General features: G+C 73.0%; 13 protein-coding genes. 5 read left to right on the forward strand and 8 right to left on the reverse strand.

What is annotated here, in order from left to right; all coding sequences use genetic code 11:
* Nucleotides 1–103: 103 nt before the first annotated feature.
* The 4 genes from WH85_RS14905 to WH85_RS14920 form a co-directional block, all read right to left on the reverse strand.
* Nucleotides 104–841, reverse strand: a complete 738-nt coding sequence (locus WH85_RS14905; protein ID WP_045742450.1) for a TetR/AcrR family transcriptional regulator — start codon at nucleotides 839–841, stop codon at nucleotides 104–106.
* A complete protein-coding gene (locus tag WH85_RS14910) occupies nucleotides 822–1,247 on the reverse strand; it encodes a thiol-disulfide oxidoreductase DCC family protein (protein WP_045742451.1) in 426 nt (141 codons plus the stop codon). The genes WH85_RS14905 and WH85_RS14910 overlap by 20 nt, the downstream gene beginning before the upstream one ends.
* Complete coding sequence (locus WH85_RS14915) at nucleotides 1,244–1,675, reverse strand: hypothetical protein (protein ID WP_045742508.1); 432 nt, start codon at nucleotides 1,673–1,675, stop codon at nucleotides 1,244–1,246. The genes WH85_RS14910 and WH85_RS14915 overlap by 4 nt, the downstream gene beginning before the upstream one ends.
* 201 nt (nucleotides 1,676–1,876) lie before the next feature.
* On the reverse strand, nucleotides 1,877–3,325 hold the full coding sequence (locus tag WH85_RS14920) for a glycoside hydrolase family 3 N-terminal domain-containing protein (RefSeq protein ID WP_045742452.1): 1,449 nt from the start codon (nucleotides 3,323–3,325) through the stop codon (nucleotides 1,877–1,879).
* A gap of 173 nt (nucleotides 3,326–3,498) precedes the next feature.
* Here WH85_RS14920 and WH85_RS14925 point away from each other — a divergent pair, with 173 nt between their 5' ends.
* Genes WH85_RS14925 through WH85_RS14935 form a run of 3 tightly spaced genes read left to right on the forward strand, consistent with a single transcriptional unit; the run spans nucleotide 3,499 to nucleotide 6,452 of the window.
* On the forward strand, nucleotides 3,499–4,677 hold the full coding sequence (locus WH85_RS14925; RefSeq protein WP_045742453.1) for an ROK family transcriptional regulator: 1,179 nt from the start codon (nucleotides 3,499–3,501) through the stop codon (nucleotides 4,675–4,677).
* Nucleotides 4,674–5,552 (forward strand): ABC transporter ATP-binding protein, encoded by an 879-nt coding sequence (locus WH85_RS14930; protein WP_425394646.1) that lies wholly within the window; start codon nucleotides 4,674–4,676, stop codon nucleotides 5,550–5,552. The genes WH85_RS14925 and WH85_RS14930 overlap by 4 nt, the downstream gene beginning before the upstream one ends.
* Nucleotides 5,553–6,452, forward strand: coding sequence for a ribokinase (locus WH85_RS14935; RefSeq protein ID WP_045742455.1), 900 nt, complete (start codon nucleotides 5,553–5,555; stop codon nucleotides 6,450–6,452).
* Nucleotides 6,453–6,517: 65 nt separating this feature from the next.
* On the opposite strand, the gene WH85_RS14940 is transcribed toward WH85_RS14935, so the two are convergent.
* From WH85_RS14940 to WH85_RS14955, 4 genes are all read right to left on the reverse strand, one after another.
* Complete coding sequence (locus tag WH85_RS14940) at nucleotides 6,518–7,423, reverse strand: methyl-accepting chemotaxis protein (RefSeq protein WP_045742456.1); 906 nt, start codon at nucleotides 7,421–7,423, stop codon at nucleotides 6,518–6,520.
* The gene (locus WH85_RS14945; RefSeq protein WP_045742457.1) at nucleotides 7,420–7,962 is read right to left on the reverse strand and encodes a PAS domain-containing protein; all 543 of its coding nucleotides are present in this window, start codon (nucleotides 7,960–7,962) and stop codon (nucleotides 7,420–7,422) included. The genes WH85_RS14940 and WH85_RS14945 overlap by 4 nt, the downstream gene beginning before the upstream one ends.
* 61 nt (nucleotides 7,963–8,023) lie before the next feature.
* The gene (locus tag WH85_RS14950) at nucleotides 8,024–8,410 is read right to left on the reverse strand and encodes a DoxX family protein (RefSeq protein ID WP_045742458.1); all 387 of its coding nucleotides are present in this window, start codon (nucleotides 8,408–8,410) and stop codon (nucleotides 8,024–8,026) included.
* Nucleotides 8,407–8,868, reverse strand: coding sequence for a DUF6232 family protein (locus WH85_RS14955; RefSeq protein WP_045742459.1), 462 nt, complete (start codon nucleotides 8,866–8,868; stop codon nucleotides 8,407–8,409). The genes WH85_RS14950 and WH85_RS14955 overlap by 4 nt, the downstream gene beginning before the upstream one ends.
* 80 nt (nucleotides 8,869–8,948) lie before the next feature.
* On the opposite strand from WH85_RS14955, the gene WH85_RS14960 reads away from it, so the two are divergent.
* Complete coding sequence (locus WH85_RS14960) at nucleotides 8,949–9,722, forward strand: enoyl-CoA hydratase/isomerase family protein (RefSeq protein ID WP_045742460.1); 774 nt, start codon at nucleotides 8,949–8,951, stop codon at nucleotides 9,720–9,722.
* Between the two features lie 42 nt (nucleotides 9,723–9,764).
* Nucleotides 9,765–11,708, forward strand: a complete 1,944-nt coding sequence (locus WH85_RS14965) for an Hsp70 family protein (protein ID WP_045742461.1) — start codon at nucleotides 9,765–9,767, stop codon at nucleotides 11,706–11,708.

Raw genomic sequence — 11,708 nt, forward strand, 5'->3', positions numbered from 1 at the left:
AAGCTCTCCGTAGCCGAAGTGACCGTTCGGCCGACCCCACCCCACCTCAAATTTCCGGATATTTCCGACAAATTGAGCTGCATGGCTACGGGCTGTGATGGAGCTAGTCGTCGCGCTGCACATCTTTGATCAACGCCAGCACCTGCCGGAGGGCCGGCCTGAGCACCCGGAGCCGCGACAACGAGACCAGCCGGTCGACCAGCGGCACCGCGCCGTCGATCAGCCGCTTGGTGCGCCGCTGATCCGGCGAGCTGTCGTAGACCCAGAAGAGGATCACCCCCATCCAGGACAGCCAGAGCAGCTCCGGCAGAGCCGCCCGCAACTCCGGATCGACCTTCGCGTCCGAGCCCTCCACCACGTCCCGGAAGATCGCGATGGCCGCCTCGCGGGCCGGTGACGACGCCGACGAGAACGGGCTCAGCGGCGACGTCGGCTCGGCCGCCGACTTGAAGAACGTCGCGGCGAACGAGTGGTAGGGCTGGTTGGCCTCGATGCCCGCGTGCAGCGCCCCGCGCAGCCGGGCGGCGAAGTCGCGCTCGGTGGCCAGCAGCGGCGCGACGGCCGCCCGGTGCACGACCTGGTTCCGGTCGTAGAACCCCTGGATCAGGTGTTCCTTGGAGTCGAAGTAGTAATACGCGTTCCCGACCGCGACCCCGGCCTCCTTGGCGATGGCCCGCATCGTCGTCTCCGTGTAACCCCGCTCGCGGAACAGCCGTAGCGCCGTCTCCAGGATCAGCTGCCGGGTCTGCTCGCCGCGTTCCCGCCGGGCCGCTCCGGCCCGTGAGCGCGGTGGTGCGGCGTCGGGCTCGGGCTTCTCCGGGTCAGCGGCAGGTGTCGTCACAGGCCTCACCGTATCCGGGCTCCCTGGTGGACCTCCGCACGGACGCCGCCCCGGCGATCACCCGGCGGGCCAGTGGGAGCATCGCCGGCGTGGACAGGCGTTCGGCCAGGCCCCGGTAGTCGGCGAGCGCCCACAGGCAGGCCAGCCAGGCGCCGTCGGCGGCGTACACCGCACCGGTGTCCGCGATCACGGTGAGGTCGCGCAGCGTGGCGTCGTGGTCAAGGGCGGGGAAGCGCTGCCGGGCCTCGTCCGATCCGGCCGCCAGGAAGTGCAGCGGCACGAGCTGGGCGCGGGCCTCCAGCCAGCGGCGGGCGGCCCGGCAGATCGGGCAGGCGTCGTCGGAGAGCACCACGAGACAGCCGATCCGGCCGGCCCCGTGACCGGCCGGATCGGCGAGAACGGTCATCCTCGGGCCGGTGCCGTCGGCGGCAGGTGCGGGCCGGCCGGCGGCAGGTGGGTGACCGGCGGCAGCGGCGGGACCGGTTGCGTCTGGCGCAGGCGGCTCCGGCGGTAGCGGCCGAGGAGCCACACGTTGCACAGGTGCAGGACGCCGAGGACCAGCAGCACCAGCCCGATCTTCAGCGAGAGCGACTCGAGCATCGTGCTGAGGCTGCCGATCGTGCTGTCGGACTGCATCACGACCGCCACGAACCCGAGGTTGAGCAGGTAGAACCCCATGGTCAGGAGGTGGTTGACGGCCCGCGCGAGCCGGGTGTCGGCGAAGACGTCCTCCAGGAAGATCTGCCCGTTGCGCGACAGCGTGATCGCCACCCACACGGTCAACCCGACGCTGATCGCCAGATAGACGAGATACATCGCAGCCTTGTGGTCCACGGCCGCCTCCTTGAACGCGTTCAACTAGTGACCTCATGAACGTAGACCCTCTGTTGAACACGTTCAAGTGCAGACCCCGAAGATCTTCGGGGTACGCGTCGAGCCCTCCACAACCGCGACCACGCCTCCCGGCGTGGCCGCGTGGGCGCCGGCCGCCCGCCGGGTCGCGGCCGCGGGGCGCCACCCGGCCCCCGCCGGTGGTCAGGCCAGGTGCAAGGCTTCCGCCGCGGCGCGGCCGTTCGCCAGGCTGGCGCCGTACGTCGTCAGGAACAGCCGGACGCCGGCCGGACGCCACGACGACGGCCAGCCCATCTCGACCACGCCGACCGGTCGCTCCACCGCCAGCTTCTCGATCAGCCCGCGGATCGCGGGCGAGCGGTGGATCCGGCGCCCCACCAGCACGATCGGACGGTCACCGGCCCGGGCGGCCAGCGACTCCAGGGTCGTCGACGCGGCGACCACCTCGACGACCTCGGTCCCGTTCAGGTGCGGTCCGAGGCCCCACGGCACCCGGCCCTCGGCGATCGAGTGGCCCGCGACGAACTGCACCACCAGCGGCGACGCCAGCTCCGCCACCGAACCCTCGACGAGCAGGGCACGCCGGGCGGCCGCAAGGCCGAGCTCCGGGTCGTGCGCGGTGACGGCCCGCGGGCTCGCGCTCCACGCCGCCAGGGCCGCGGCCCGGGCCGCCGCGTCCTCCAGCCGATCGAGTCCCAGCCGCCCGTCCCCGGTCGCCGCTGCGATCTCCGCGGCCACCGCCTCGACCAGTTCCCGGTTCACCTGGGCGCCGATGCAAAGCAGGTCGGCACCGGCGTCCAGCGCGGCCACCGCGGCCTGCGGGATCCCGCCCGCCACCGCCGCGGCGCCCCGCATCTCCAGGGCGTCGGTGACGATCGCGCCGCGGAAGGCGTACTCGCCGCGCAGCAGGCCGCTCAGCGCCTCGCGGCTGAACGTGGCCGGCCGCTCGCCGGTGAGCGCCGGAACCCGGATGTGCGCGCTCATCACGGCCTGCGCCCCGGCGGCCACCGCCGCGGCGAACGGTGGCAGGTCCCGCTCGCGGAGCACGTCGAGCGGCACGTCCACGGTCGGCAGTTCGAGGTGGGAGTCGGTGACCGTGGCGCCGTGGCCGGGGAAGTGCTTGGCGCACGCGGCCACGCCGGCCACCTGCAGTCCGGTGACCGCGGCCGCGCTGTGCCGGGCGACCAGGTCCGGATCGGCGCCGAACGAGCGGGTGCCGATGATCGGATTCTCCGCGGCGGTGTTGACGTCCACGGTCGGCGCGAGGTTCAGGTTGATCCCGGCGGTGGCCAGGTCGGAGCCGATGGCGGCGTACACCCGGCGGGTGAGTTCGGGGTCGTCGACCGCGCCGAGCGCCGCGTTGCCGGGGTACGGGCTGCCGGTCCGGTGCCCGAGCCGGGTGACGTCGCCGCCCTCCTCGTCGATCGCGATCAGCGCGTCGGGCCGGGCCGCACGCAGGTCGGCGGTGAGCCGGGTGAGCTGGCCGGGATCGGTCACGTTGGCGCCGAACAGGGTGTGCCCGGCCAGCCCTTCGGTGAGCAGTGCGCGGGCCCAGTCCGGTGCGGACGGGCCGTCGAACGCGGCGAGCAGGGTGCCCAGCGCGAGTCTGCGGAGTCCGGGGTCGGTCGCCATGTGTTCCTCCGGGTGCGACGGCAGTGGCCGGTACGGCCTGCGAGCTGCCATGATCGCTCGGAGTCGATGGGGCACCCTCCGGCTCCGCGGCGTCGCCTACCGTTACGCTTCCGCTGCGTGTTCAGCGTCGACACTGTAACAGGAAAGATTCCTTAGTATTAGGGGACAACGCTATGGCAGCCACCCGCCTTCCGGGCACGCCCCGGTTGCTGCGCGCCCTCAACGACCGTGCGGCGCTGGACCTGCTGCTCACCCGCGGTCCGCTGACCCGGGCACAGCTCGGCGAGATGACCGGTCTCAGCAAGGTCACCGCCTCCCAGCTGGTGGAACGCCTGGAGGAGCGCGGACTCGTACGCCGGGTCGGTGAACAGGCCGGCGGACGCGGGCCCAACGCCCAGCTGTACGCGGTGACCCCCGGCAGCGCCCACGTGATCGGCGTCGACGTCGGACCGGACTGCGTCGTGGCCGCCTGCGCCGACATCACCGGCGCGATCGTCAGCCGGGTCGAGCAGAGCACCAAGGACACCGACGACCCGGTCGGCGTGGTGCACAACGCCGTGGTCCAGGCCGCGGGCGAGGCCGGCACCGACATGTCCTCGGTCCGCCGCGTCGTGCTCGGCACCCCCGGACTGGTCGACCCGGTCTCCGGCGAGATCTCGTTCGCCCACGACCTGCCCCGCTGGCAGCGCGGGCTGCTCGCCGAACTGCGCCGCGACCTGAGCACCCCGGTCTTCTTCGGCAACGACGTGAACCTCGCCGCGGTCGCCGAATCCGGCACCGGCGCGGCCGCCGGAGTGAGCGACTTCGCCCTGATCTGGATCAGTCGCGGCGTCGGCCTCGCCACGGTCATCGCCGGCCGCCTGCACCAGGGCGCCACCGGTGCCGCCGGGGAGATCGGCTACCTGCCGGTGGCCGGCGCCGAGGTGCCGCACAACGCGTCCCGCCGCGGGGTGAAAGGCGCGTTCCAGGCCCTGGCCGGTGCGGACGCGGTCCGGGCGATCGGCAAGCAGTACGGCTTCCGCGGTGCCGAGGCGTCCGACGTGGTGCGTGCCGCGGTCGCCGCCGGCCCGGCCGGTGAGCCGGTGCTCGACGAACTGGCCCGCCGCCTGGCGCTCGGCGTCGCCGCCACCTGCGTGGTGCTGGACCCGCCACTGGTGGTGCTGGCCGGCGAGGTGGGCCGGGCCGGCGGTCCCGAACTGGCCGAGCGGGTGGAACGCGAGGTCGCCGCGATCACCCTGGTCTCGCCGCGGATCGTGGTGACGCAGGTGGCCGCCGAGCCGGTGCTGCACGGCGCGCTGCGGACCGCACTGGACGCCGTCCGGGACGAGGTCTTCGGCTCGACGACGGACTGACCGGGATCGCTTCCGGCACGCCGTCGGGCGTCTCGGCAGGCGCGTGGTTGGATGGACGCGTGCCTGAGTCCGCCGTATCCCTTCCGCCCGACGAGGACACCGTCATCGCGTTCGATCGCGTCAGCGTGGTCCGCAGCGGGAACTTCTTGATCAACAGTCTGTCCTGGCAGGTCGAGCTGGACGAACGCTGGGTCGTGCTGGGCCCGAACGGCGCCGGCAAGACGACCCTGCTCAACCTCGCCTCGGCCGGTCTGCACCCGTCCACCGGCACGGCGTACGTGCTGGGCGAGAAGCTGGGCCGCACCGACGTCAACGAGCTGCGCACCCGGGTCGGCATCACCACCGGCCGTCTCGCCGACCGGATCCCGCCCGGCGAACGGGTCCTCGACGTGGTCGTCACCGCCGCCTGGTCGGTCGTCGGCCGCTGGCGCGAGGAGTACGACCCGCAGGACGAGGCCCGGGCCCGGGAACTCCTCGCCCAGCTGGGCATGGCGTCGCTGGTGGACCGCGAGTTCGGCACCCTCTCCGAGGGCGAGCGCAAGCGCACCCAGATCGCCCGGGCGCTGATGACCGACCCCGAGCTGATGCTGCTCGACGAGCCGACCGCCGGGCTGGACCTGGGCGGCCGGGAGACGCTGATCGGCCACCTGACCGAGCTGGCGCTCGACCCGGACGCCCCGGCGATGGTCGTGGTCACCCACCACGTCGAGGAGATCCCGCCCGGCTTCACCCACGCGCTGCTGCTGCGCGAGGGCACCGTGGTCGCGGCCGGCCTGCTCGGTGAGGTGCTCACCGCGGACAACCTGTCGAAGACGTTCGGCCTGCCGCTGGTGGTCGACCGGTTCGGTGACCGCTACACGGCCCGGGCCGGCTGAATGACCCCGCGGGTCGTCGTCGCCGGCAGCGCGAACATGGACCTGGTCGGGCTGGCCGAACGCCTGCCCCGGCCGGGTGAGACCGTGCTCGGCGACGACTTCGTCATGATCCCGGGCGGCAAGGGGGCCAACCAGGCCATCGCCGCCGCCCGGGCAGGCGGGAAGACGGCGTTCCTCGGCGCGATCGGGTCGGACGCCTTCGGTGTCACCCTCAACGCGCGGCTGGACGCGTCCGGTGTCGACATGAGCCGGGTCCGCACCAGTTACGGCTCGTCCGGCGTCGCGGTGATCATGGTGGACCGGGCCGGGGAGAACTCGATCCTGGTCAGCCCGGGGGCGAACCGCTCGTTCACCGGCCTCACCGACGACGAGACCGCGACGATCGCCGCCGCCGACGTCCTGCTCTGCCAGCAGGAGATCCCGCTGGAGACGGTGTTCGCCGCCCTGCGCGCCGGCCGGGCCGGCGGCACCCGCACCATCCTGAACGCGGCTCCGGCCCGTGACCTGCCGGCCGGCCTGCTCGACGAGGTCGACCTGCTGGTGGTCAACGAGACCGAGGCGCACGAGATCACCGGTGGCGCGGTCGGCGGTGACGTGATGGCCGCCCTGCTCGCCCTGGTACCCCGGGTGGTGCTGACGCTCAGCGGTGCCGGCTCCCGGTACGCCGACCGCGACGGCGCCGACGCGCACGTCCCGGCGTTCCGCGTCGAGGTCGCCGACACCACGGCCGCGGGCGACGCCTTCACCGGCGCGCTGGCGGTGGCCTGGGGCGAGGGGCGCGACATCCTCGACGCGATCCGCTGGGCCAACGCCGCCGGCGCCGCCTGCGTGCGCAAGGTGGGCGCCAGTTCCGCGCTCCCCACCCGCGACGAGATCGAGTCGATCTACCACGCGGCCTGATCCGTCCACGGGCCCGGCCCCGGATGAGCCCGGCCCCGAACGAGCCGTGGTTGACGGCCGGGTGGTCAGGAGGCCCGGGCGGTCACCAGGAAACGCTGGACCTCCACCTTGAGGACGTCGGCGAGCTGGGTCAGGCCACTCTCCTCGGTCGTCTCGCCGCCCTCGACGGCGAACGCGATCCCGTCGATCAGCCCGCTCATCTCCTTGATCTTGTCGGTGACCGAGCGGAGGACCCGGACCGCGTCCGCGGACGCCTGCTGCACCGCGTCGACCTGGTCCATGATCTCGCCGCTGGACTCGCCGGTCTCGTTGGCCAGGGTCTTGACCTCGTTGGCCACCACCGAGAACCCGCGGCCGGCGGCGCCCGCGCGGGCCGCCTCGATCGACGCGTTCAGGGAGAGCAACTGGGTCTGCATGGCGACCCGGTTGATCAGGTCGACCGCGTGCCGGATCTGACCGGAGCAGCGCCGTAGCTCGGTGACCGTCTCCAGGCCCTGTTCGGCGTCGGTGACCGCGTGCCGGGCGAAGTCGGAGAGCCCGCTCGCCGAGCGTCCCATCTCCACGGCCGAGGTGGAGATCTGCTCGGAGACGGAGAGCACCGTGGACTCCAGCTCGTCGGCGAGTGCCAGCCGGGCCTTGGCCGCCTCCCCGATCTTCGCGGCGTTCTCGCTCATCGCGTCGCCGGAGTTGCTGATCTGCTCGGCGGCCCGGCGGTACGCCCCGCCCATGCCGGCGACCAGGAACCGCCTGTGGAAGTCGCCGTTGGCGCTGGCCGCCGACGACGCCCCGGCCTCGCGGACGAACGCGTCGGTCCGGTCCAGCAGTTCGTTGATGGCGAGCCGGGCGTCCATCGCCGCCTCGGATTCGCCGAGCGGGGGCACCCGCGCCTCGAGATCGCCACCGGCGCCGCGACGGCACACGTCGGCGATCATGTAGAGCGCCTCCTCCTCGGTCTCCACCTCACGGCTCATCGGCGTCCTCCTGTGGCGAGTTCCCAAACCAGTTCGTCGTAGGTGCGGCCGCGTTCGGCGAGCACCTGGTCGAGGGCGGCGCTGCCGGCCATCGTCGCGTCCTGCGCCCGGTCGTGGCGGCGTTCCGCGTTGCGCAGCACCCCGTACAGCTCCTCGACGGCGGTGATCGCGGCCCGGGTCGGGACCCGGCGGTTGGAGTGGTACCCCACCACCCGTCCGCTGTCGTCGAAGGAGGGTGTGACGTGGGCGAACACCCAGTACTGCGCGCCGTCGGAGGCGAGGTTCACGACGTACGCGAAAATCTCCCGCCGGTCCTTGAGGGTGTCCCAGAGCAGTTTGAAGACGGCCCGGGGCATGTCCGGGTGACGGATCACGTTGTGCGGCTGTCCGACCGCGTCCTCCTCGTCCAATGCCGAGATGCGCAGGAAGACGTCGTTCGCATAGGTGATCACACCGCGCGTATCGGTCTTCGTGACGATCAGCTCGTTGTCGCTGAACGTCCGTTCCTTGCCCGTAGGGCGTACCCGAGTGGCCTTCATAGTGCCTTCGATGGTTCCCGTTCCGGCGACCCGGCACTGGGAGAATCGCGGAATCCGCAGGTCAGGGTTTCGGCGAGGAGGTTTGATCGGGGCGGGGACGGGAAGCGCGGAGCGCCCAGACGATCAGCGGGACCTGCAGCGGCAACCGGCCGAACGCGACGGCCCGGCGCGCGGGCGGGGCGTGCCGCCAGTCCACGGCCATCTTGACGTTGGCGGGGAAGACGGCGGCGAAGAGCGCGGCGGCGGCCAGCCCACCGGCACGCCGGGTGCGCGGGTGGGCCACCGCGGCCGCCACGGCGATCTCCGCGGCGCCGCTCAGGTAGGTCCAGGTGCGTGGCGACCCGGGCAGGGACCGCGGCACGATGCTGTCGAACGGGCGGGGTCTGGCGAAGTGCAGCACGCCGGCGGTGGCGAGCAGGGCGGCCAGGCCCGCGGCGTCGCGTCTCATCGGTGGGCCGCCGGCTCGAGGGCCCGTTGCAGGGCGCGGTAGATCCGGCCGAACCGTTGCGCGTTCGTGGTGCGCAGCAGCAGCACCTCGCCGTCCGGCACCCGTCCCCAGATCTCCATGCTGCGGCTGCCCCGGTCGTAGGACCGGTCGACGCGTTCCAGCAGCAGGTCGGCGACGGGGACGGTGGCCAGGCCGATCAGGATGCCGCCGACGACCAGCGCGGCGGTGTTGCCGATCGACGCGTCCATCAGCAGCGCGATGCCGACGGCGAGGGCGCCGAGCAGCAGCGGCATCAGGATCGCCAGGCCCAGAGCGCCCCGGAAGACGATCACTCCCCACGAGCGTGCGCCCCGGGTGTACCAGACCTGGAGGAGGTCGGGCAGCCGGAACTCGCGGCCGTTCATCCGGACTCCGGATGTGGTGATCAGCACTTCCGGATCCCGGTAGTACGTGGTCATCTTTCCCTCCCCAGGGGACCCAATGTATCTGTTACCCGTCGTAGGCTGGCGGCGAAACGGCACCGGACGAGGGAGGCACGGTGGGCGAGTTCGTACGGTGGGAGACAGCTGAGGGCATCGGCACCATCCGGCTGGACCGGCCACCGATGAATGCCCTGAACACCCGTGTCCAGGAGGAGTTGCGGGCCGCCGCGCACGAGGCGGCCGCCGACGACACGGTCCGGGCCGTGGTGGTGTGCGGCAGCGGGACGGTGTTCGCGGCCGGCGCCGACATCACCGAGTTCACCACGGTCGGTTACCAGCAGATGGTGGCCCGGGCCGAGGCGCTCTCCAGCGCGTTCGACGCGGTCGCCCGGATCCCCAAGCCGGTGGTGGCGGCGATCACCGGGTATGCCCTGGGCGGTGGCTGTGAGCTGGCGCTGGCCTGCGACTGGCGGGTGGTGGCCGACGACGCGAAGCTCGGTCAGCCGGAGATCCGGCTGGGCCTGATCCCGGGGGCCGGCGGCACCCAGCGGCTGGCCCGTCTGGTCGGCCCGGCCCGCGCCAAGGATCTGATCTTCTCCGGCCGGATGGTGGACGCGCAGGAGGCACTGCGAATCGGACTCGCCGACCGTGTCGTGCCGTCTTCGGACGTGTTCACGACAGCCGTGGACCTTGTCCGGCCGTACACCACCGGGCCCGCTCTGGCGTTGCGCGCGGCGAAACAGGCCGTCGACGCCGGGCTGAACATGGACCTGGCCTCGGGACTCGCGTTGGAGTCGCACCTGTTCGCGGGGCTGTTCGCCACCGACGATCGGGTGGAAGGAACCACCGCCTTCGTCGAGAAGCGGAAGCCGAAGTTCACCGGGCGGTAGTGGATCAAACGGTTCCGGCCGGTCATTGCCTACACTGCGGTCATGTCCATCGACCAGGGTGGTCCGAAGCGGTACGCCCTCGGCGTCGACTTCGGGACCTCGAACACCGTCGCCGTGGCGCGATGGCCGGACGGCCGCGCCCGCCCGATCCTGGTCGACGGCTCCCCACTGCTTCCCTCCGCGGTGTACGCGACCGCCGACGGCACCCTGCTGGTCGGCCGGGACGCCGTGCACAGCGCGCGGCTGGACCCGGCCCGGTTCGAGCCGAACCCGAAACGCCGGGTGGACGACGGCCTGGTGCTGCTCGGCGAGCAGGAGTTCGAGACCGTCGAGCTGATCGCCGCGGTGCTGGCCCGGGTCGCTGAGGAGTGGCACCGTGCCGTCGGCCCGTATCACCCCGAGGTCACGCTGACCTGCCCCGCGACCTGGGGTGCGACCCGCCGCACGCTGCTGGCCGAGGCCGCCGCCCGGGCCGGGCTGGAGGGTGCCCGTCTGGTCGCCGAGCCGGTCGCCGCGGCCACCTACTTCGCCGAGGTCCTCGGCCGGGACGTGCCGATCGGTTCGGTCGTGGTGGTGCACGACTTCGGTGCCGGCACGTTCGACGCCAGCGTGGTGGCCCGCACCTCGTCCGGGTTCGAGGTGCTCGCCGTCGACGGCCGGGACGACCTGGGCGGCCTGGACGTCGACGCCGCCGTCGTGGAGCATCTGAAGTCCGACGAGTGGGCCCCGCTGATGGAGCCGGGCACGGTCGAGGAGCGCCGGGCCCGGCGCCAGCTCTGGGACGACGTCCGGATCGCCAAGGAGCGGCTCTCCCGGGCGCAGTCGGCCGACTTCGTGGTGCCGCTGCTCGACGTCGAGGCGCACCTCACCCGGGACGAACTGGAGACGGTGGCCCGTCCGCTGCTCGACCAGACGGTGAAGGTGACCGAGAACATCCTGCGCTGGGCGGACCTGAAGGAGGGCCGGCTGGCCGGGGTCTTCCTGGTCGGCGGCGCGAGCCGGATCCCGCTGGTGGCGACGCTGCTGCACCGCGCGCTGGGCGACCCGCCGGTGGTGATCGAGCAGCCGGAGCTGGTGGTGGCCGAGGGCAGCATCCTGGCCGGTGCCGCCCTGCTGACCAGCGAGCCCGCCGCACCCGGTCCGACGACCGAGATGCGCCTGCCGTCGAAGTACCGCCTGGACACCCCGCCCGAGACGTCAGCCGTCATCGCGGTGCCGGTGGGCCGGCCGGCCACCACGCCGGTCCCGTCCCGCCCGTCCGCGGTGCTGGCGGCCGCGGCCGCCGCCGACGAGCCGTCGTCGGCGGAGATCGAGGACGACCGGGAGACGGCCCGTCTCACCTCCGCCGACCTGCCCGGTGACGACGCCGAGACCGAGCTGCGGGTGGACCTGCGGCCGGAGCCGGTCGCCGACGACATCGCGCCGGAGGACCTGCCGGTGCACCTACGGCCGCCGGTCGACCCGTGGCCGGACGCCGACCCGGCCTCCTGGCGGCCGGACCCGGACGCCACCGCGGCCGCGACACCGCCGCCCCGGGAGGCGTGGGCACTGCCGCAGCAGCGGAACGGTGCTTCCGGCGTACTCCCGGGGAATGCCGGACCGGCGCCGCGCGTGCCGCGGCAGACGCGCCCGGTGGTGGCACACGCCCGGCCGATCTCCCCGGTGGCGGCGCAGACCCGTCCGGTCTCGCCCGCGATGGGGTCGGTGCGCCCGGCGTCGCAGGGCCGTGCGGTGGCCGCCGCGCCGCGCCCGGCCCCGGCCACGTCGCGGGCCACGGAGCCGCAGGCCCCGGCCGGCAAGGCGCGGAAGACCCGGCGCCGTGGTGGGTTCCTGCGGTTCCTGCAGATCGTGCTGAGCCTGCTCACCATGATCCTGGTGCCGATCGCGGCGCTGGTGCTCGCCTACGGGTACGCCAACGGCAACCCCCTGGAGCAGGACGCGATCGACGTCTTCAACGACATCCTGAGGTTGCTGGGCGTGGCGTAG

It is taken from the genome of Actinoplanes rectilineatus (genome assembly GCF_000962825.1).
In the GTDB taxonomy this organism is placed as follows: Bacteria; Actinomycetota; Actinomycetes; order Mycobacteriales; family Micromonosporaceae; genus Actinoplanes; species Actinoplanes rectilineatus.